This is a genomic window from Klebsiella terrigena, from assembly GCF_012029655.1.
Classification (GTDB): domain Bacteria; phylum Pseudomonadota; class Gammaproteobacteria; order Enterobacterales; family Enterobacteriaceae; genus Klebsiella; species Klebsiella terrigena.
The window spans coordinates 2,514,074-2,535,608 of record NZ_CP050508.1; the positions used below are offsets into that span (position 1 = coordinate 2,514,074).

Consider the following 21,535-nt stretch of genomic DNA (forward strand, 5'->3'; position numbering starts at 1 on the left):
TTATGTCATGAATGATTGTTTAACACATTGTTTTTAAGTTTTTTTTTATGGTTCTTATCTAAGGCTAGGTAATCAGCTTTGGTCTTTCATATTACTAACTGTGCGCGATACCGTATGCCAGATGAAATGTTTTGCAGACACAATTCCATCGGCGGCAATCTCCCCGGCTTCCTTACCTCCAATATCCTGTCTCATCCATTCACGAGCGGCTTCTGGAACCAGTACGAGCGGCCCGCGGTCGTGAATATCGATCAGCTCTTGGTCGGCGGTTGTAGTCACTATCCGATTTGATACTGATGGCTTTGTGGCGTAACTAAGAGGCACGGCAGGGAAAATGCTGCTGTAGGCAGGTCACAAAAGGGTCTTAAGTTATTGATAAATAGTGACTGGATTTGTGGTGCAATGTGGTGAACTGCAGTGTATTTTTTAATCTATTATTATTATAACATTATGATTTATATGCGTATTATGTGTTTTGTTTTCACTTTTGTATCTAAAGTGTCGTTTGATTAACAATTGCAAAAAAATATGGCAGACATTGACCGACTTGTACAGAAAGTGCGCAGCACGGCGGCGCGCCAGCTGATAAAGTCACATTTATAAGGCAACTTCTGGGCACAGAAGATAAAATATAGAGAGTGAAAAAAATGTTATTATCTGTCCTGCGTTCAGGACGCTACAATGACAAATTACTGCCGTATAGAAGTTAAGGAAGCATGACAATGAGCACTACCGTAGAAAAAATCGAACGTCAAATCGCTGAAAACCCGATCCTGCTGTACATGAAAGGATCGCCAAAACTGCCAAGCTGCGGCTTTTCCGCTCAGACCGTGCAGGCGCTCTCCGCGTGCGGCGAACGCTTTGCCTACGTAGATATCCTGCAGAACCCGGACATCCGCGCGGAGCTGCCGAAGTATGCAAACTGGCCGACCTTCCCGCAGCTGTGGGTTGATGGCGAGCTGGTTGGCGGTTGCGACATCGTGATTGAAATGTATCAGCGCGGTGAACTACAGCAGCTGATCAAAGAAACGGCGGCGAAGTATAAAACTGACGAGCCGAAAGCAGAATAATTTTGCTACCCGTAAAAAAGCGACTTCCGATGAAGTCGCTTTTTTTTGTCTCTTATTCCGCTTCAGGCAGCGGCAGCGGCCATCCGCCAAGGCGCTTCCAGCGGTTAACTATCTCGCAGAACAGCTGGGCAGTCTGGTCGGTATCGTACAGCGCAGAGTGCGCCTTGGTACCATCAAACTCCATACCGGCGGCGAGGCAGGCTTTGGACAGCACGGTTTGACCGAGCGCCAGTCCGCTCAGTGCGGCGGTATCAAAGGTGACGAAAGGGTGGAACGGATTGCGTTTTAGCCCGGCGCGCTCGGCGGCAGCCATGGTAAAGCTGAGATCGAACGTGGCGTTGTGCGCCACCATGATGGCGCGATTACAATCGCTGTCCTTCATCCCTTTGCGGACCATTTTGAAAATAGCGTGCAGCGCGTCGTACTCGCTCACCGCGCCGCGTTCAGGGTCGTTAGGGTTGATGCCGTTAAATGCCAGCGCTTCGGGCTGCAGGTTTGCACCCTCGAAAGGTTCAACATGAAAATGCAGCGTTTCGTCCGGCATCAACCAACCTTGCTCATCCATTTTCAAGGTAATGGCAGCGATCTCAAGCAGGGCGTCGGTTTTGGCATTGAACCCGGCGGTTTCGACATCGATAACCACAGGATAAAAACCGCGAAAACGGTCGCACAGACCATTAAGTTGAACGTTCTCGGACATCAGATTCTCTTTACTGGAAAAAAGTAGCGCGCATTATGGCAAATTTTGCCGTGCCTTGCAGCAGTCAGGGGATAAAACAGCGGGCGCCGATCGGCGCCCGAAACCGTTAGTGGCCGAGGCCTTTTCCGGCGTCTTTCTCTTCGATCAGCTCGATTTTGTAACCGTCCGGATCTTCAACGAAGGCGATAACCGTGGTGCCGCCTTTAACCGGGCCGGCTTCGCGGGTGACGTTGCCGCCGTTCTGGCGAATACGTTCGCAGGCTTCTGCCGCATTATCCACGCTCAGGGCGATATGGCCGTAGGCGCTGCCGAGATCGTATTTGTCCACGCCCCAGTTGTAGGTCAGCTCGATAACCGCCGTATCGCTCTCCTCGCCGTAGCCAACGAAGGCCAGCGAATATTTATATTCGGTGTTTTCGCTGGTACGCAGCAGCTTCATGCCGAGCACGTTGGTATAAAACTCGATAGAACGCTGCAGATCGCCAACGCGCAGCATGGTGTGAAGTAAGCGCATGTTTGTATACTCCTGTTTTACAACAGCCTGTTGGCCGTCGTATTTGAAAATGGCCAGAATGGCATCAGAAACGGACAAGGCGTTTCCGGCACCGGAGCACTATAACGTAAAAAGGCGGCCTTTTCAGGCCGCCCGTCCGATAAGAGGCATCATGCGCTAAAAACGAATGGCCGCCGGGCCCTGAGCGCGCGCCGGTCGGCTACGATTTGCGCAAATCGATGCGCAGGATGCGTTCCTTCGCCCCTTCGACAAATACGTCAGGATCCCAGTCGCGGTTGAATCCTTCCTTTATACCGACGAACAGAGTATCCCCGTCTGCCGATAGCACCATCTGGTTTGGATAGACCGGCGTGCGGAATTCACGGGTTACGGCATAGGTTGTGGCATCGACAACGCTGAGGGTGCCGCTGGTGAAATTGGTGACGTAGAGCTCGTTATATTTCGGGTTGTACCTTACCGCGTTGGCCCCGGCGCCGGTACGCACGTAGCCCAGCTGCCTGCCGTCGCGCAGGTCGAAAATATAGAGCCCGTCACGGGGGCCGCTGCGGTCGTCATGGTCGAAGGCGACGACAAAGACCCTGGCGGAGTCGGCGTGTACCGCCAGATTCTGCGCGCTGGGAAGCCGCGGCTGCGTGTTCTTGAGGGCAATGGTGCGCAGCACCTGCTGCTTTTTCGCGTCGATCTCGTTGATGTAATCCCGGCCGCCAACGTAGATCTTCTGCGTTTTTTCATCGAGCGTCAGCCCATAGGCCGTGCCTTTATAAGCCTCTTTGATCTCGCCTTTGAGCGCCAGCGTGGTGCCGTCGAGCATCAGCAGCCTGTGCAGCGGCTGCGTACCCTGCGCCGTTTTCAGCATATTGCTGTAGCTGACGAACAGGGTATCGGCATCCTGGCTGTAGACCATATGGCGCAGATGCTCGAAGCGAGAATCGGCGGCGTTAGGCGTTTTAAAGCTGAGCCTGTCGCTGGTTTTTGTCAGCTTCCCGGTGGCGGTATCCAGCAGGCTTATCCGCAGCGAGGCCGACTGGGTGTGGCCGATATAGAGCCGATGCTGCGGCTGATTCATCGCCAGAGAAAACGCCCGGTACGGCATCTCGTAGCGATGTTCAATTTTCAATGACGTCGGGTTAAAGGCGTATAGATAGCCTCTGTTCGCCTCGCGGTTCACGCGATCGGTCACCGCCGCAAAGACGTACTGATGGGCGTTATCGAAAGCCAGTTCGTAAATCCCTTCATCCGCCTGCTCGAGATAATTGGTTTTCTGGGCGAAGCGTGAAGTCTCGCGCGCCGGCGGATCGATGGCTAACGCCGAGGCGGGCAGGAGGGCCGCAATAAGCAGGCATCCCAGTCGTGTGCTTAAGTTGGAGCGATTCATTTTTTATTCCTGATATGAACAGTGGGGGCGCGGGACAAAACCAGGGCTTTATCCGGCACCGGGTTTTAACTCAGAACTGGATCTCCCCGCCGAAGATCCAGGTTCGCCCGCGGGCGGTGGTATTCACCGACGCTCCCTCCCGGGCGTTATCGAGGCTCTGGTTCATGCGGTTCAGCGCTTCGGCGTAATCGCGGTTGGTGACGTTCTGCACGCTGAGGCGCAGCTGGACGTTGTCGGTCGCCTGCCAGCTGCTGTAGAGGTCGATAACGGTTGGGATATTCGGCATGTCCTCTTTCGGTACGGTATTGCTGTCGCTGATGCCCTCGGTACTCAGGCGTTTGGTTTTACCGGTAAATTTGACCAGGCTGCCGACGGTTAACCGGCGATCGAAGAGGCGGCCGCCGACGTCGAGCGTGGCGTAGCTTTCGGGCAGGTCGCTGAGGTCGCTGTAGGCAAAGCTATAAACCGTGCTGGCGATCGAGGTGGGCTGATCGGTGTGCTGCTTGCTCCAGGAGAGGTTCGCGTAGGCGAAGCCGATATCATATCCGGCCTCAATTTCGTAACCTTTGCTGGTGACCTCTGAGGTGCTGTTGACATAGACGTTGGCGTTAAAGTCGCCCAAAGAGTTGTCGAAATCCTTGCAGAGCTGACCGTTGTTGCACAGCAGGAAGGATTCGCTGGTAATGTAATCCTTAATCCGCGTGCGGTAGGCCAGCGCCTTTAGATGAAAGCTGTCCTGCTCGTACAGCAGGCCCTGCTTATTGATATTAAAGCCGGCCTCCCAGGTCTGGGCTTTTTCCGGCTTGAGGAACGGGTTCATCGATGCGCCGCCCTCGTTAGCGAAGAAGACCTCCTGGACGTTTGGCGCGCGGGAGGAGCGGCTCCAGCTGACGAAGGGCTGCAGCCACGGGGTGACCTGGGCCGAAAACGTCGCCGAAGGATTGAGGCTGTTATCATCAAGATTGAGATGGCTCTCGCCCTGCGGGAAACACTTTTCATTGTCCGCGCAGGCGGGCTTGAAGCCTGTCACCTGGCTGCGGGTATAGTTAAGATTGAGATCCAGCTGATAAATATCCTTGTTCAGCGTCAGGCTGCTGTACAGGGCCGAGATCTTTTGCTTGCCGGCGGGAGCAAAGGCGTTGTGATCGGTCTCAGTATTCTGCACAAAGCGCCGGGTATAGCGGGTATCCATTAATTTCCCGCCAACCTGGAATACGGTAAACAGATCCTCACTTATTTTAAATCGACTGATGTTGCTAATATCGATAGCGTTGGATTTATTGGTGGTGGACGAACTGTTGAAGTTATACAGCGATTCCGGTTTGTACGCCTGATTTCCACGGCTGGTGCTGGCCAGCAGGTTTAATTCCACCAGCTCGTTCAGCGGGGCGTAATTATAGCGCAGGGCGTAATCGTCGCTGGTGATGTCGCGACGGGTAAAACTGTTGCTGTAATTACGGCCGGAAAACTCAATTTTATTGAACTGGTCCGGGTTAAAGTTCAGCTTATAAAGCTGGGAGCGTGGTTCCTGGCGCAAATATTTATTATCTTCGCCGATGAAATCTTCGCTGCTGCGCCCGCCGCCGTTTTTATAGGTCGCATAGGTTCGGCTTCCGCTGATGCCGACCAGCGCGCCGAGGGCGCCGCCGTTTTCGAAGATATCGGTCTTGCCGGCAACCGCCACCATGCCGGTGCGGCCAAGGCCGTTATCGCCCACCGAGAAACGGGAAAGAACCCCCGTCTGGCGCCCCTCGCGCAGCACGTCATCGATGCCGATGGTGCGCATATTGGCGCTGCCTGCGAGGGCGTTAACGCCCTGAGAACCGGCGCTGCTGCCGCGCGTCACGTCGACTTCGGCAAGAAAGTTCGGGTCGAGCGGAACGCCGGCGGCGGTGTTGGCGCCGCCGTGATAGTTGGCGGGCGCCATGCCAAAGTAGGTCTGGGTCACGCCATCGACCATCGTATTCACCCGGCCCAGCCCGTTCATGCCGCGAATATTGACGCTGATCGAACCCTGCAGCGGATCGATTTGCGTATAGGTCCCCGCCATACTGCGCAGTGAGGCATCCAGGCCCTGCAAGTTCTTATTTAGCGTACGCGAACTGTAGGCCCCGGGGCGGGCGTAGCTCTCCTCAGAGGAGCCGACCTGATTTTTCTCGGCCAGCGGGTTATCGGTAATCGTGAGGGGAGAGAAGACCGACTCTCCCTCGGTTTCTGCCGCAAAGCTATGGCCGTGGACAATAATAAGCCCGGCCATAATCCCTTTGGCGATTTGCGATTTTTCCATAATCAAATCCTGTTTTTGTATTTTATCAACGCAGCAAATGAGCAACATTACCCGCCGCAGCCAAACGACCGCGCCGCGATAAATTGCGCATAAAAAATAAAAGCTCCGCCACCGGCAGGGTTAATTTCCCTGCCGCGGTCGGTGATGCAGAAATGAATCAGTTAAATGACGCTATTTAAATTTATTAATCGGCCGGCGGTTAATACCGGTAATGCCCAGGGTTATATTTTTAATAGCCCAAACTCCACCGGCAGGGTGACCTTCTGGACGCCGTTTCTGAGCATCTCTTTTGGCGGCGGCGGCAGCGGTCGGGCGCTTTCAAGCGCAATAAGCGCCGCCCGATCCAGCGACAACGTGCCGGATGAGGTGACCAGCCGGGTGCTGAGTATTTCACCGCGCTCATCGACGCTGAAGGCGATAACGGCCGTCCCGGTGCGTTTGCGCCGCCTGGCGTCGTCGGGGTAGTTGCGCATTTTGTTGATTTTGCCCTTCACCAGCGATTCCCAGCTGATTTTACTCTGGCTGACGCTGGCGGCGTCGGTGTCCAGCGGCGCCGCACTGCGCTGCGTCCGCGCGGATTGTACCGGCGGGGCGGCCAGGCTGGTGGTGGTCGAGTTTCCCTTCTCTTCTTTACGCTCCTGGGCCGATTTCTTCTTCGTTTCGGTTCTCTTTTTGCGCTCTTTTTCCGGGGCTGCCGCCGCCAGCTTAAGCTCTGCGTCATCCTGCACGCGAAGCTTCGGCAGCGATTTGTTACGCAGTACCTCGCGTTCGGTCATGGCGTCTACCCTGCGCTGCTGGCTGACGCCCGGCGGCAGCTCGGGGCGAATGAAGGAGACCTCCATCTCGGGCGCGTATTCAATCATCACCGCGGCGGGCGTCGACTCGGGCTGCCTGAGGGAAAAATGGAGAATAAACGGCAGCACCAGCGCCGCGTGGAGCAGCACGCTGCCTGCGGCGCCCTTGAGCCACGGCGCGCGCGTGAAGATCGGGGGCGTATTCATCGCGCTCTTCATTTTGCCGCCGGCACGGGCCAGATATAGTCAGCCTGTTTGGCCGTCAGGCTGGTGCCGTCGGTGGTGAGCATCACCACCAGCGGCTTCTCCGCGCCTAAATCGGCGAGATGCAGGGGCACGCCGACATCTTTGGCGGCATGGTAGCCGCCGGCAATCAGCAGCGCCGGGCGCGGCGCCTGGATGAGCTGTTTGGCCATAAAGCGATCGCGATTCTGCTGAATGGCCATCATCGCGATGACCTGCTCGCCGCTGATTTGACCGTCGTGCATCAGGAAGATGATAGCCGACAGGGCTTCATGCACCTGCGGGCGAGAAGAGCGCTCTCCGCTCGGGAATGCGGGGCGCTGATAGAGCTCGTTGACCTGCTGGCGGCTAATGTTGGCGGCCATCAGCGGCCAGGGGCCCTCGAGGGCCGTCATCACCAGGTCACGATAGAGATCCCACGGCCAGCCGCTGTTCCAGCGCATCGTTTCCGCCGCGCGGGTGGCGCTGACCGGCGCTCCGGCCGCGCTGGCCTGCTTGACCCTGTTGACCGCCTCCTGCTGGCTGATATCGATCATCTCCAGCAGTACGCTGCCCTGAGGGCGGGATTGCGCCAGATTTTTTAGCAGCCACTGCTCAATCTGATGATGGCGAACGTTGGTGTGCTCTTCGCCGACGATGACTATCGGGGCGCTGCGTATCCTGGCGATAAGCTGTGCCGGCGTCAGGGTGCTGCCGGAGGCTGTATCCACAATACAGGCGCAGGCCTGAACCGGGGCGGTAGCCGGGGCTGGCGTCGTCGAGGATGCCCCGTGGCATGCCGTCAGGGCCAGCGTGCCGCTAACAACCAGAGATTTTAACAAGCATTCCATATTAAACATAAATATCCGTTTTCTGTTTTATTGGTGGCGTTTATTTCTATGTTGAGTATTTTTGCAGAATTATATATAACAATGATAATGATTATCAAGATCATTCGCATTATCACTTGTAGTGTGGGTTTAACCGAAACGTCGGGCCACGCGGCAGGGGTGTTGCACGGAGGGGCTGGAGGCGGGGAGCGTCCAACGGCGGTCGGGTTTGCGTCCTTCCCTGGACGGAACCCCGGCGTATTTTAGCCATCCGTGGAGCGGCTGATCTCCTCCCAGGCATCGATCCCGGCACTCATCTGCTGAAGCTTCTCTTTCACCAGGGTCACCGCGTCACTCCCCAACAGCAGCGACGCAGGAGGGGCCGGATGGTGAATCAGCGCCAGCATCGCCCGCGCCGCTCTGTGCGGATCGCCCGGCTGGTGGCCGCTGCGCTGCATCCGCGTTTCGCGAATGGGGCCGAAGCTGAGGTCGTAATCGTCTATGCTACGGGCTGAGCGCACCATTGAGCGTCCGGCCCAGTCGGTGCGAAACGATCCCGGCTGAACCGCCGTCACCGCGATATTAAAGGGCTTAAGCTCTTTGGTTAAGGTTTCGGAAATACCCTGCAGGGCGAACTTACTCCCGCAGTAGTAGCTGATGCCGGGCAGGGTGATGAATCCGCCCATTGAGGTGATATTCAGAATGTGACCGGCGCGGCGCGCGCGGAACCAGGGTACAAAAGCTTTAATCATCGCCACCGCGCCAAATACGTTGACGTTGAATTGCGCCACAAGCTCCTGGAGCGGCGACTCTTCCATGATCCCCTCATGACCGTAGCCGGCGTTATTGACCAGCACGTCAACCGCGCCTATTTCCCGCTCTACGGCATCAACAAGCGGCGGGATGGCGGCAAAATCGGTGACATCCAGCACTCTGCCAAAGCACTGACCCGGCGACAGGGCCTCAAACTGCGCCCGGTCGCTCTCGTTTCGTAGCGTTCCGACCACCCGATGTCCGGCGCTGAGCGCCTCTTCGGCCAGCGCCCGGCCAAATCCGCTGCTGACGCCGGTGATGAAAAATAGTTTTGCTGATTGCATATCCACTCTCCTTCGTTAAGTTGAGCAGGCAGAATAGGGCCGAACGGCGGTATGGCGTAGCCCCGATCCTCTTTGGTCTTTGCCTGTTCCTATGAGCCGTCTGGACGCGACGGGCTGGGGGTGGCACACTTCGCGCAGGTTCCCGCTTCTTTAACGCAGGCTTTATGACAACGACCGATGACCGGCAAATGGTGATGCTGCTGGACCGCCTGACCCCGCAGGAGGGCTACAACCTTACCGCGCTGCCCGACGTCCGCTTTTTGCGATCGAACCGACCGCTGCAGCGCACGCCGGTTTTATACGAACCGGGGATCGTTATTGTGGTGCAGGGGAGAAAGCAGGGGTTTCTTGGCAATGATGTCTATTTGTATGATGCCCGGCATTATCTGATGGTCTCCGTACCGGTGCCATTTACCATGGAGACCGATGCCAGCGCAGCCGAACCGATGCTGGCCATTTACATTCGCCTGGACTTCACCTTAGCGGCAGATCTGCTGCTGGCGCTTGACGGTCGCGGCGCCCCCGTCGTCGGCGCGCCGCGAAGCATGATGTCGAGCCTGATGGATGAGCAGGTCGGCGGCTCGGTGTTACGCTTTCTGCAGATTATGTCTTCGCCGCTGGATGCGGAAATGCTCGGACCGTCGATGCTGCGGGAGATCTATTACCGGGTACTTACCGGCGAGCAGGGACCGGCGCTGCGCAGCGCCCTGGGGATGCAGGGCCAGTTTGGCAAGGTGGCGAAAGCGATCCGAAAAATCCATGCGCAATACGCTGAGAGCCTTGACGTTAGCGCCCTGGCAAAAGAGGTCGGGATGAGCGTTCCGACCTTTCACAGCCACTTCAAGGCGGTAACCAACACCTCGCCGATGCAGTACCTCAAATCAACGCGCCTGCATCAGGCCCGGCTGCTGATGCTGCGCGGCAACCTTACCGCCTCCGCCGCCGGCGTGCGGGTCGGCTATGAGAGCATTTCTCAGTTCAGCCGCGAGTTTAAGCGGCTTTTTGGCCTGACGCCGGTGCGTGAAGTTGAGCGCATGAAGCGCAATTTTTCCCTGCCCGCCCCGGTTACACCCTCCGCGTTTGTCTCATCGCATTGAGCCGGCCGCTGGGGAACATTCAGCGGCCCAACGCCCCGCATACGCTTTATCATCGGCCCGCACTATTCGTTTTTAATCTCCGCCGGGCGCGGCGGATAATAAACAAATTAGCGCTTGATTATATTACAACTCTTTGCCCATCACGCTTTATTAAATATGTATGTACGATGCATTATTAATTACGTTCCAAAGAAACTAATTCTCCCGTTCTGAATTATTTTTCATATTAAATTAAAGATCTTCTAAGATACAATTTAATTCATTTGTAGAGAATTTTGCGATAAAATCCTGGGAAACGAATTTATCGCAGAGTAGCTGTGCTGCAAAACACCTCCGCGCCTGCCTTCCGCTGATGTTGATTCTGCGGCCTGCCGCAGAAAAGACGTTTCTGGAACCCGTCTTGATTTTGTTTTAATCAACGCTATCTTTGTATTTCCATTACCTGATGAGCTGGAGGGTTATATGCCTTCTCCAAAGGATCCTGATATTTTTGAAGTGCCTGAAATACAATCTCAGCAATTAACGGCGTCGCAATCAGATAAAGTTCAACCCAATGTTAATTTATTTCGCGGAGAGGTGGAGCTGTTTGTTCCTTTGGTTAATTTAGACATGAATAACGGGCTGTCTGTTAAAATTGCGGCGCAGTACGGCAGCAACGTTGGGATGATTGCCAGCAACTGGAATCTCGATGCGCCGACGGGAATATTAGGCATGGGCTGGACGCTTCCTCTGGAACGTATTCACGCCGAATACTCCGGCTCAGCTAGCTGGAGCGATGTGATTCTGTATTACGTTCGCGATGGCGTCAGCAATCGGCTATATCGCAGCCTCAACCCCTGGCAGCGCGGGGAGCTTCCCATCAGCTATCGCGCCGAGATGGACGAGCGCGCCCCGTCGCCGCAGCTGATTTCCGCGCTGGCGCAGCAGGGGCTCGCGGTTTCGGCTGAGGCGCTTATCGTAGCGGTCGAGGGGGCGGAACAGTGGACAATCAGCGACCCGCTTAACGAACTGGAACTAAATATTAGCGCCACACAAAGCAGGTTGATTATTTATGACGGGGGTTATCATTACGAATTACAAAGCTTTACCTATAGCCGTATTAGTTACTACCCGCGCTATGAACGCTGGAGTATTGTTGATAAACAGGGAATAACCAGTAGCTTTGGCGGCGGAGTGAGCCAGCAAAACGATGAAAAAAATAATATGGCGCAAAGCATTGAGTGGGCGGTTAAGTGGGGGAACTGGCACGGCTCGAGTATTGTTACCCATCACAACCAACGACGCACGCAGCAGCAATATCCGATATCCTGGTATTTGACCAGCTCAAGCAATAGCTGGGGGCAAAAAAATAATTACTACTACCAGCAAACTCGCCAGTCGGTGGGTGCCGATGGCCTGAGCTATACCAAAGCCATTTATTTAAGTCGAATTGTCGATTGTTTTTCAAGGGAAGTGCGACTGAGCTATGCCGATAAAATATTCGAACCGGAAAGCGCCAACGGTCGTCGTGAATATATGGATGCTAATAAATCCATTCCGAATAATGTTCCTGATGCCTTTCAGTCGAAATATGAAAGCAAATATCTGAATTATATTGAGGTTGTTAATGAGGATGCGGATTTATTATATACCGTGCGCCTCGGCTACCGGCTTGATACCTTTCTGACGCTGCCTGAGAACGCCTCTCCGCTGCTGCGAGGTAATGCCTGCAAGCGGCTGTTAACCTCGGTGGTCGTCGAACAGGCCAACGGCGCGGCATTACCCGCAGAGACCTTTGATTACTGTTCGGCCAGCGATCCGAACCCGGGCGCGCTCAGGACCCACGTTTATCCGGAAGGTGCCACGGTCTGCTATTTCTATGAAAAACAGGATTTTCCGGAGAATGCCAGGACCTTGCGCGTTGACTCGCCGGTGCCGGGCAGCGAACCGCGCATCTGGTTTGGCCAGGATTACGCGGTGCTGGTCTGGTATAACGGCAATGACCAGAGCGGCCAGATATCCGTTACGGTATACACCTGGTGCGGGCGCTGGATCGCCTGGCGGCCTGCGGTTCCAGCCTTTGGCGATACCCTGAATCTTGAACAGCTGCAGGTTCATAGCCAAAACGACTTTTTTACCCTCTCATGGCCGCGCGGTAACGGCCTCTCATCGGCCGTTTACGCCTACCATCGCGACAACCGGATCCTCGGCAACTGGCTGGAGTATGACGCAAACCCGGTGGTGCTGCCGACGATGTTCCTTGAGGTCACCGCGGGCAGCCGATTCTTTGTGCTCAATGACTATCACAGCAATATCGTTACCCGTTTTACGTGGGACAATCTGGCGCGCCGTTGGCAGAACGCGGTTATTTACGACGGCAAGGGGGTTATCCCAGGGCAGGGCCGATACTGGCTGGCGGCCAGCGGGAATATTCTGTTTGTCCTCAAATACGACATTACGGGGGCGCCGGGCAGTAAAAATAATCATATCGATCTGCATTGCCTGTCTGAGGATAACCAGTGGCGGCTGCAGGACAGCCAGCCCGAGCATCAGATCAGCATCGCCGGCACGCTTTTGGCGGCCAATTTCGCCTTGTCCTGCGCCCCGTGGGTCTGTGCGGCAAGCTATGTAACCCATCAGGCGGAAACCTCCTTCGACTATGCTCTCTCCCTGTTCACCTGGGATGAGCACGAGCGCTTTAATCCGGTCACCACGCGTCAGTATCGCCAGCTTTGCGCCAGTACCGCGGTGAAAAATGTCGCCTGGGTTGCCCAGGTGACCCCGAGCGGATTGATTGCCAGCGGCCCGAATTTACTGCGTTATACCGGCGTTGACTGGTTAGAAAATAGCGAGCTGCAAATACGTACGGTGCCGGATGACCAGAGCCTCTACTGGTTTGCCATTGGTAATGACCTGGTGCTCAAGTGCGAGAATACGCCTGACCGTATCGTCGGCATGGCGCAGGTTTTTGATCCCAATACGACCTCTTCGCAGTGGCTCACCGCGCCGATCTCACTGTATGACGCCCAGCCCGCCCAGCCTCGTCTGAGCCACTACTACCCGACGGTGAGCAATGATTTCGTGTCGTTTAACACCGGCCTGTACTATCGGGGCGCCTCCACCGACTGGGTCGCGCCGCTGCAAATGCCGCTCCAGCCGCTGCTGCCGGCGAATGCCAGCATCACCTCGCTTATCAATCAGGCCCCGGGTTTTATGGTCTGGCTGCGCCAAAACGAAGAGGTAGCGCAGAATACCCAGGTTTACCAGCTAAGCAACGGGACGGTGCAGAATGCGGGCATTCTCAACAGCAATTTCTATCAGCTAATCGATGCCCAGGGGCAGATGCAGAACAGGAACGGACAGGCCCCTTCTGGCCCGGACAGCTTTGTCACCTACTCGCCGATGAACGCGGCCTTCAGCCAGGCAAGCAGCCTGTTTCTGCACCGCTATTTGCGCAAATCTCTGTCGGAAAATCTTAGCGCCCGCGCGGTTTATAAGGTGGAGATCCAGCGCGGCATGGATACCGTCACCACGTACTATGATTTTGACGCCGCCTCGGCCAGCGTTGATAGCTCCGGCACGGTGGCAAAATTCTATCAGGTCAGCTCGTGGGTTGAAGATAAACAGACCTGCGGCTATGAAACCTACCGCTACTTTAACGGGATTGCGCAGAATCTACCGGGAGAGAATCCCCGCTCACCGGCGGTACTCGACGGACTGCTGATTGAGAAAATCGGCATTGATGCCGGGGGGCAGGTTGTCAGCAGCGAGCAAACGGAATGGCAGGCGCAAAATGCCATTTTACTGACGCCGCAATCGACGCAGGAGAGCCCGATAAACGGCGCCTTTGTTCTGGCGAAAGCGAAGCAACAGACCCTGGATGGCGTCAGCACCCGCAAAGAGAGCCGCTACGATATGGCTACCGGAGAGGCCGTTGAGCAGCAGTCCGAGTCCTACAACGTCGAGGGTGTTAAAGAGACCCGAATCCAGACGATGCGGCTGGGCTGTCAGGCTTACCCCGAGCTGTTCTATGCCAACGTGCTGTCCGCCGTCGTTCAAACGCAAAAGAGCACCCGCCTCGGCGACGCCGAGGCCATTATTGAATCGGTGGTGGCCACCACCTGGCAGCCCTCCGCCGGACCGCAGATTGCGGACGGAGTGCGGCTCGCGGTGATGGCCGTTGCGGCGCACTATCGCTGGCTTGGCGGCGAGGAACCGCCCGACTTTAACTTTAGCGCCTGGCGCGGCGATCGGGCGCCGCCTTACGATTTTTCGCAGTTTACCGGCTGGCTGTGCCAATCCCGGGTGGGGGTGCGCAGCGCCGCCGGGCTGGTGCTGGAAACGGAGGACGTGTCGGGAAATACCGAGACGGCGCTGTACGACGCGCGACAGCAGTATCAGGTCGCGAGGATACAAAATGCGAGCAGCGCACAGCAGGAGTGCAGCTACTACGGATTTGAACGCTACGAGGATCCGCAGTGCTGGCAGCCAGCCGGCGGCGCGGGGATAGTCTCTGGCGACTGTTACACCGGCAATGCCAGCCTGCGACTGATTTCCGGAGGCAGCCTGCGCGGCGTGCTCTGCCCGCAGCGTCAGGACCGGACCTACGTGCTGGGGTTCTGGTACTGCACGGCGGACGGTTTTTCCCCGGCGGCGCAGGCCGGGTGGCAGGCGGTACTGCGGGCGTCGGGCGGCGAAACCGTTGCCAGCTTCTCCTTCGATTTTGCCGCCACGCAGGGGGAGTGGCGCTACGGCTATCTGCGGCTCGATCTCGCGGCGTACGCGCAGTCGGGCGTGCTGCAGGTGGTGCTGGAGGCCATAAACGCGACGGCGCAGGCCGTGCTGCTCGACAACGTGCGGTTTGTTCCTGCACAAAGCCGCTTTGCGGCAACGGCGTATAGCGTGAAGTACCGGCTGCGTGCGAATCAGCTGGGGGCCGGCACCATGATGCGGCGCTACTATTACGATCGCTATAACCGCTCTGCGGGCACCAGCGATGACTATCTGAACGCCGTCAGCACGCTGACCTACACCTTCTTGTCTCGTCAGGCGCACGCGGCGTTTGCACCGGGTGAACCGAATCAATCTCTAACCATCAGCGCGCTGGGCGGGGGGGAGATGACCACCTTTAGCGAAGGGGAAACGTGGCGGCGTACCTGGCAGCTCTCGGGAAGTCCCGAAGAGTGGCGAGTCGACAGCGGGCAGCTATCGCATATCAACCCGGCGCAGAGCGGTTCGCTAAGCAGCCCGCAGCAGGATAAGCCGTTCGCGCTTTCTTGCGAGCTGTTCAGCGTCGCGGGAGGCGCGCCGCAGTCCGCGGACGATTTCACCCTTTCCGTAGGGGAGGCGGTGTCACTCAAGTGGTCAGCGACCGCCGCGGCCTGGCGCGGGACGCTGGCCGGCCAGCCGCTGACGCCCGTGGTTGAGCAAAGCCTGGTGCCGCAGAGCTGTCTGCTGATTTGCTCCCCGTCAGCGCTGCTGTTTTATGCCAATAACCAGCTGATATTCAGCGCCACGCCGGGGGGGGCCGTCGGCCAGAGGGTGACTATCTCCACCGGCAAAAATGCGCTCGGGATCCAGAACCTCGCCCTGGTGCGGGAGCCTAAATTCAGCGTGGTGTTTCAGGATGGGGCGGCCTATGCACACCAGTACCAAACGCTTTTCGAGGCCAACGCGCTTGTCCGCCAGGCGATCTACAGCGCGCGCGGCCAGCGGATTGTGGTCACCAAAAACGGCCTGGCTCGCTTTGGTTCCGTGGGGATGTCGCGCCCTCTGATGCGCTATAACCCGGATTTTGTCCAGATTGATGACTTCCTGACCCACCTGGATAGCAGCGGCGCCATGCAGGGTGAGATATCCCAGTACTACAACGGGGAAAACGGCGTTTCAGACGACCTGCAGTACCCCTATTTGCGCAATCGGCTGGAGGCATCCCCGCTGGATCGGGTCGTGGAAGTGGGGAAACCCGGGAAGCGTTTTGCGATCGCCGATATGGCAACCACGCCGGAGGAGCAGCGGCATACGCTGAAGTATCGTTACGGGAATAACGGCAATATTCCCCTGGCGGCAGCGCAAGGCTTGCCGGATAAACGCTATTTTGTGCAGGTACAAACCAGCCCCTTAGGCGTCAGCAGCAGCCTGCTGCTCGATAGCAACCAAAATGAAATTATTCGCACCGGTAGCGGGATCGTCAGCAAGGATCTTCTCTCGCTCAACGCCGAGGGCCGCCTGACGCGACACGCTTTTCCCAACCAGTTTGCCGATAGCATTAGCCAGAAGGCGGCGTTTTTTGAACTGCAGCAGTACGATCGCCTCGAACGGCGCGTGCGCTTGTCCCACCCTGATATGGGTGAGGTGAACTATGTCTATAACGCCGCCGGGCTCATCCGGTTTATGCAGGATGCGCAAGGCGCCAGCGCGGGATATTACGTCTACTTTAAATACGATGGCTTGAACCGGCTGGTGGAAAAAGGGATCTATTCCGGCCCGTGGCAGGCCAGCGTTCTGCGGGGCAGGGCCAATCAGCCGCAGTGGCCGCAGGCGGACGCCGCGCAGCGGATCCAAAAGACGCTTCAGTACGTCGGTTACGACAACGGGGATATCAACGGCCTGGGTAAAGTGGAACAGACGCGGGTTTTTAACGCGCTGAATACCACCGTCAGCCAGGAGACGCTGCGCTACGACAGCTGCGGTCGGGTGGAGCACAAGCGGGTGCAGCTGACCCAGGAGGGTCAGCTCCTCGATGACAGTACAACCTCATTCAGCTACACCTTCGGGGGTAAGGTGTCGCAGGTGATTTACCCCAAAAGCGACCGCAGCGGGTTCCCTGCGGTATGTTATCAATATGATGAGCTGGAGCGGGTGGTCGCCATTGGATCGCCGCAGGCGCCGCAGCTGTATCAATCTTTCCGCTGGGCGCCGGATGATAATCCGCTCTCGGGGACCCTGAATGCCGGGCTGCAGGAGCAGGATTTTACCTACTACTCGCCGGGATGGCTGCAGGCCAATACCGAGCCCCAGGCGCATCAGGGCTTTGAAGAGAATATTCTCAGCCGCTATGACGATGGCAAGGTGCAGGAGGTCGAATCCCGCTTCAGCGGCGAGTCGGCTCAGGGGCTGAATACGACGGTATCGGTGAGCTACGATGAGCTCAACCGCGTTACTCAGGCCCTCTGTCAGCAGCAGAACCTGTGGGATCTGCGCAACGTTACCTACGATCCCAACGGCAATACGCTCTCGCGCATCGCAGGCGGGCAGCCCCAGCAGCTCAGCTATGTGCCGGGAAGCGACAAAATCGCCAGCCTGAGCGGTGCTGAGAGCGCCGACTGGGATTTCACCTATACCGCAAGCGGCGCGGTGAAAACGGTCAGTCGTTCAGAGACGGCGGATCGCAGCAGCCTGACGTTCGACTACGTTGCCGGCAGCCTCCAGGTCGCGTCTATATCCCTCAGCGCGGATGACAAGCAGCTGCAGTTCGCCTACGGCAATAAAGGGCTGCGGGTCATGAAGCAGCTTATCGCCGGCGATCGGCAAATAACCCGGCGGATCTACCTCTTCGGTCTCGACGCGCAGCCGCTGTCAGAAGTTGTCGGAAATGACGTCACGCATTACGTCTACGGCCCGCAGGGCCTGGTCGCCTTCTTCTGTGAAGGGCAGCGCTACGCGGTCATCAAGGATCACCTCGGATCGGTGCGCCTGGTGCAGGATAGCCAGGGCCTCGCCGTGGCGCAGTTTACCTACGACAGCTTCGGGCGGCTGGTCGGCAGCATCGGCAACACTGGCCTGCTGCGCTACCGCTATACCGGCCAGGAGTGGGACGAAGAGACCGGGCTATACAACTATCGGGCGCGCTTCTACAGCCCGCTGACCGGCACGTTCTACGCGGTCGATCCGAAGAATGAAACGGCCAGCCCTTATCTGTATACCAGCAACGATCCCTTTGATTACACCGACCCAACGGGAGAGTCTCTGCTGGGCGATATTTTCAGCTGGATTGGCCAGGTGCTGATCTCGACTCTGGAGATCGTCGCGGCGGTGGCGCTCGATGTGGTAACCGACGGTGCCGCCATCGCCACGCCACTCTCTGGAGCGCTGCTCGGGGCGGGATTGAGCACGGCGGCGGCGGAGGTGGGGGCGGCTGCGCAGCATAAATCCCTGAGCTGGGCCGACTTTGGCGAAAACCAGGCCGTAGGCGCGGTGTCGGGAGCCTTTACCTCAGGCGTCGGCTCTCTGGCCGAGGGCGCGGGCAATGCCGTGGGAACGGTGGTGCAGAGCTCTCTCAAAGGCGGCGTCAACGCGGTGAAAGCCGCCAACTTCGTCACCCGGGTTGGCGTCGAGGCGGTAGGCTCTACGCTGGGAGCGGTGACCGGGAAAATGGTTGAAAACGGCATCAACGGCAATAACGTGACCCTCGGGCTGACCAGCAGCTTTGGTATCGGCCTGGTCAACGGCGTCACCGGCAGCCTGATGACCAACCTGGGTAAGGGCTTTCTGGGCGCTCAGCCCACCTGGCGGGATAAGTGGATCGTGGCCGGGGTAACCGGTGCTGCTGCCGGCGGTACCGGTGCGCTGGTAGCCAACGGCCTGAATGATGAAAAAGTGAATGGCGTGAACCTTGAAATTGCCTTCTCGCTCGGCGCGGTCGGGGCGCTGGTCTCCGTCAGGCCGAACGCCCGATTTGCGCCGGACCATGCGGGGCCGACCGTCGAACGCCCGGCGATTAACGACGGCGATATGGGCAATCGATTTATTACCAACGATATGCTGTAAACCCAATAACAAAAGAGCCACAAAGCATCCCTTTATGGCGCGGATTTGTGCACGCCACAAGCAGGAGCAGTAAGAGGCCCCGGTATTGAGCTGCCATCGGGGAAAGAGTCCTTACGCATGAGGAATCAATCAATGTCCCAAAATCAAAACTATCTTGCTCTGGTAAACCAATTTGGCCTGGACATAAATGCTTTAAAGCAGGGCCAGACGCTGAAAACCACGGTGATGGTCTCATCCCTGGCGGATTTTAAAGCACTTTTCGCCGGTAATCTGTCGGCACACAGCAGAACGTTAACGCACGGTCAACTGCAGGCGAACGCCGCCGCTTTCCAGGACGACAGCCACGCGCACCTGCTCCATCGTCTCACGTCGTACGTCTACGGCGATCACCTGCTGAGCCCGGCGGACCAACAGCGCGCTGCGGCCTATTTCCCGTTAGAGGTGGATGTTGAGAGCGCCGAGGATGTGACTATCGACAGCGCGGTGCAATACGGCCCCAGCGGCAAACCGGTACTACTCAACTACCGCAAGCTGACGTTCAGCGGCAACGGCTCCATTACCGCCATAAACACGGTGCTGAGCCTGAATGCGGAGATTGTGGAGATCGTCAGCAGCAGCGCCAGCTCCGGCAGCGAACCCTATCATATAGCCTCCATCGGCAAGGAGGGGGACTCCGGTGCCGCCGGAAGCAACGGCAGCAGCGTGACGAACCAGGCGGCAAACGGGAGCAATAAACAGCCGGCGTCGCCGGGCGTGTGTACCGGCGTAGGCTCCGGCGGCGATGGGGTACAGGGAGCGAATGGAGGAGACGCCAACGCGGGGGAGTTTGGCCTCGACGGTAAGCCCAACTTGCAGGCCAATATTACAATTTCCCAGGACATCATCGGAACCCTGGTGGTGTTTACCCAATCGGGCGGCGGCGGCACGGGAGGCAAAGGCGGCTCGGGAGGTACGGGCCAGAAAGGGGGTGATGGCGGGCACGGCTGCGATTCAGGCTGCGAAGGTACCGACGGCGGCAACGGGGGTAACGGCGGCAACGGCGGCCACGGTGGTGCCGGCGGCGACGGCGGGAATGGCGTTAACGGCAACAATGTCTACGTAACCGTTCCCATCGGCAAAACGTCGCAGGTTTACCACTTTAGCCAGACTTCGGTGCCCGGATTTGGCGGCAGCGGCGGTGCCGGCGGCAGCGGAGGAGAAAGAGGCGGCGCCGGTTCGGGCGGCAAGCATTCCAGCAACGGCCGCGAAGGTGCCAACGGCACCCCAGGCAACGCGGGCGCGCCGGGGAAAGGAGGGACGATCAACGGCAGCCCGGGAAGCATTTATGTCGTAGCAGGCTAGCGCGGTGTAAAGCCGGTTTGGCGCCCTGCGCCGGGCCGGTTCAATTTTCCCTCTGGCGGACTGACGAAGATGATGCCACGAAAAACTGATTTTTTGTCCATTGCGCTCCGACTGGGTCATGATGTTGAGGCGCTTATGGATGGTCACGAAATTATTACCTATCAACGGATCCCAACCCTGGAAATCGCACGGGAGGTGCTGTGCCGCGCATCTGCGGAAATCCGGCGACGGCGCAGCCGCGTCTTTTATCAGGGGATCGCGGCCAGACAGCGGCTGGCGCAGGGGATGCACGACCGGGGCGAGGAGTTTGTCTACGCCGACGGCGTGATTCATCCCCGCGATGCCGTCGGGCTATCGCATCATTTACCTCTGCCGGTGAAGCTGGTTTCGGTAAAAGAAAAGGTGGTCAAAGCGAATGAAGTCTGGGATCTGAGCGTCCGCCACGACCAATGGGGGCTCGACTACATGGAGGAACTCTACACGACGGTCAATATTGAACGCCTGATTCTGGAGCCCGGCGCGCGGGTGATTATCCAGGGGAACGTCTTTTCGCTGCACTGCCAGAAGATAGAACGCAGGGGCAATCATCTCCTGCGCGACGGGTACGACATCGGGATTTTGCCCACGCCTTTCTCGGTTGACCGGCGGCGAGGAGAATATCACGGGGTACACGGCAGCATCGGCCGCAGCGGTGAAGGCGGCGAGCATGGGATCGGCATGAAGTCAGGCGGTGGTTTACTGGGGCCTTACTGGAGTAATCCTGACGCGAGCGGCAGGAGTGACGGCGCGGCGGGTCAGGCCGGGGCTGCGGGTGGGCACGGTGGATTTGGCCGCCAGGGCGGAATGGTGAAGCTTGCCGAAATCTACGTTGAGGAGCTGATCAACTTTGCCGGGCTGCCGCTGCGAATATTCACCCAGGCCGGGCCGGGAGGCGATGGCGGTAACGGTGGCGACGGCGGTGCCGGTGGCAGCGGCGGCCATGGCGGCGAGGGATTACTCACCCGTAGCGACAGGCGGCCGCCGGGACGGGGCGGTGATGGCGGTTCGGGAGGCCGGGGCGGCAACGGCGGTCAGGCCGGTAACGGCGGCATCTCGTCCAGCCTCTATATTGAGGTGCCGGAAGCGCTAATCCCCGCCGTTTCGCTGACCGCGCTTGCCAGCATGCCCGGAACGCCGGGGCGGGGCGGTGAGGGCGGTAGCGGCGGGGCCGCAGGCGCGGGCGGCAGTCTTGCCGATGAGCAGCCCGGCGCGGTCGGTGGCGTCGGCATAAAAGGCGAGCCCGGAGAGAAGGGAACGGCGGGTAAATCTCGTCCCGCGGCGCAGGTCTTTATCAACGGCTCTCCCCACGGTGAAATTTTACAGCACAAGCCCTGCAGCGAAAAAATTCAGGTATGACGAGCGTGATACGCGGTCGGAGGGGATACGTGAGCGGATAGATGAACGCGTCGCTAAGCGGATTG

Annotated in this window: 12 protein-coding genes and 1 pseudogene; 5 read left to right on the forward strand and 8 right to left on the reverse strand. The window is 57.9% G+C overall.

Annotated features, from left to right (window positions below):
- Positions 1-72: 72 nt before the first annotated feature.
- Positions 73-282 (reverse strand): annotated as a pseudogene (locus HCK03_RS11830) (SOS response-associated peptidase family protein); the annotation flags it as partial.
- A gap of 440 nt (positions 283-722) precedes the next feature.
- Here HCK03_RS11830 and HCK03_RS11835 point away from each other — a divergent pair.
- A complete protein-coding gene (locus HCK03_RS11835) occupies positions 723-1,070 on the forward strand; it encodes a Grx4 family monothiol glutaredoxin (RefSeq protein ID WP_041145851.1) in 348 nt (115 codons plus the stop codon).
- 52 nt (positions 1,071-1,122) lie between these two features.
- On the opposite strand, the gene rnt is transcribed toward HCK03_RS11835, so the two are convergent.
- The 7 genes from rnt to HCK03_RS11870 form a co-directional block, all read right to left on the reverse strand.
- Positions 1,123-1,770: a ribonuclease T gene (rnt, locus tag HCK03_RS11840; RefSeq protein ID WP_041145850.1), complete on the reverse strand. Its 648-nt coding sequence runs from the start codon at positions 1,768-1,770 to the stop codon at positions 1,123-1,125.
- 106 nt (positions 1,771-1,876) lie between these two features.
- Complete coding sequence (gloA, locus tag HCK03_RS11845) at positions 1,877-2,284, reverse strand: lactoylglutathione lyase (RefSeq protein ID WP_041147656.1); 408 nt, start codon at positions 2,282-2,284, stop codon at positions 1,877-1,879.
- A gap of 199 nt (positions 2,285-2,483) precedes the next feature.
- Positions 2,484-3,659: a YncE family protein gene (locus HCK03_RS11850; protein ID WP_167691622.1), complete on the reverse strand. Its 1,176-nt coding sequence runs from the start codon at positions 3,657-3,659 to the stop codon at positions 2,484-2,486.
- A 70-nt stretch (positions 3,660-3,729) separates the two neighbouring features.
- On the reverse strand, positions 3,730-5,946 hold the full coding sequence (locus tag HCK03_RS11855; protein WP_167691623.1) for a TonB-dependent receptor domain-containing protein: 2,217 nt from the start codon (positions 5,944-5,946) through the stop codon (positions 3,730-3,732).
- A 221-nt stretch (positions 5,947-6,167) separates the two neighbouring features.
- Complete coding sequence (locus tag HCK03_RS11860) at positions 6,168-6,947, reverse strand: TonB family protein (protein WP_228283779.1); 780 nt, start codon at positions 6,945-6,947, stop codon at positions 6,168-6,170.
- 8 nt (positions 6,948-6,955) lie between these two features.
- Positions 6,956-7,804 carry a ChaN family lipoprotein gene (locus tag HCK03_RS11865; RefSeq protein ID WP_407575177.1) on the reverse strand — a complete coding sequence of 283 codons (849 nt, stop codon included), beginning with the start codon at positions 7,802-7,804 and terminating at the stop codon, positions 6,956-6,958.
- A 251-nt stretch (positions 7,805-8,055) separates the two neighbouring features.
- A complete protein-coding gene (locus HCK03_RS11870; protein ID WP_167691624.1) occupies positions 8,056-8,889 on the reverse strand; it encodes an oxidoreductase in 834 nt (277 codons plus the stop codon).
- Positions 8,890-9,053: 164 nt separating this feature from the next.
- On the opposite strand from HCK03_RS11870, the gene HCK03_RS11875 reads away from it, so the two are divergent.
- The 4 genes from HCK03_RS11875 to HCK03_RS11890 all read left to right on the forward strand — a co-directional run bounded on the left by HCK03_RS11875 (position 9,054) and on the right by HCK03_RS11890 (position 21,470).
- Positions 9,054-9,986, forward strand: a complete 933-nt coding sequence (locus tag HCK03_RS11875) for an AraC family transcriptional regulator (protein ID WP_167691625.1) — start codon at positions 9,054-9,056, stop codon at positions 9,984-9,986.
- A 609-nt stretch (positions 9,987-10,595) separates the two neighbouring features.
- Positions 10,596-18,734: an RHS repeat-associated core domain-containing protein gene (locus tag HCK03_RS11880; RefSeq protein WP_167691626.1), complete on the forward strand. Its 8,139-nt coding sequence runs from the start codon at positions 10,596-10,598 to the stop codon at positions 18,732-18,734.
- A gap of 132 nt (positions 18,735-18,866) precedes the next feature.
- Entirely contained in the window at positions 18,867-20,075 is a 1,209-nt protein-coding gene (locus tag HCK03_RS11885) for a hypothetical protein (RefSeq protein WP_166793732.1), read from the forward strand.
- A gap of 135 nt (positions 20,076-20,210) precedes the next feature.
- The gene (locus tag HCK03_RS11890) at positions 20,211-21,470 is read left to right on the forward strand and encodes a hypothetical protein (RefSeq protein ID WP_167691627.1); all 1,260 of its coding nucleotides are present in this window, start codon (positions 20,211-20,213) and stop codon (positions 21,468-21,470) included.
- Positions 21,471-21,535: the final 65 nt, after the last annotated feature.

What these genes read in the sequence shown, in the direction of transcription:
- gloA (WP_041147656.1), bottom strand. Translation starts at nt 2,284, where the DNA reads ATGCGCTTACTTCACACCATGCTGCGCGTTGGCGATCTGCAGCGTTCT.
- HCK03_RS11850 (WP_167691622.1), bottom strand. Translation starts at nt 3,659, where the DNA reads ATGAATCGCTCCAACTTAAGCACACGACTGGGATGCCTGCTTATTGCG.
- HCK03_RS11885 (WP_166793732.1), top strand. Translation starts at nt 18,867, where the DNA reads ATGTCCCAAAATCAAAACTATCTTGCTCTGGTAAACCAATTTGGCCTG.
- HCK03_RS11860 (WP_228283779.1), bottom strand. Translation starts at nt 6,947, where the DNA reads ATGAATACGCCCCCGATCTTCACGCGCGCGCCGTGGCTCAAGGGCGCC.
- HCK03_RS11855 (WP_167691623.1), bottom strand. Translation starts at nt 5,946, where the DNA reads ATGGAAAAATCGCAAATCGCCAAAGGGATTATGGCCGGGCTTATTATT.
- HCK03_RS11890 (WP_167691627.1), top strand. Translation starts at nt 20,211, where the DNA reads ATGGATGGTCACGAAATTATTACCTATCAACGGATCCCAACCCTGGAA.
- HCK03_RS11875 (WP_167691625.1), top strand. Translation starts at nt 9,054, where the DNA reads ATGACAACGACCGATGACCGGCAAATGGTGATGCTGCTGGACCGCCTG.
- HCK03_RS11880 (WP_167691626.1), top strand. Translation starts at nt 10,596, where the DNA reads ATGAATAACGGGCTGTCTGTTAAAATTGCGGCGCAGTACGGCAGCAAC.
- HCK03_RS11835 (WP_041145851.1), top strand. Translation starts at nt 723, where the DNA reads ATGAGCACTACCGTAGAAAAAATCGAACGTCAAATCGCTGAAAACCCG.
- rnt (WP_041145850.1), bottom strand. Translation starts at nt 1,770, where the DNA reads ATGTCCGAGAACGTTCAACTTAATGGTCTGTGCGACCGTTTTCGCGGT.
- HCK03_RS11870 (WP_167691624.1), bottom strand. Translation starts at nt 8,889, where the DNA reads ATGCAATCAGCAAAACTATTTTTCATCACCGGCGTCAGCAGCGGATTT.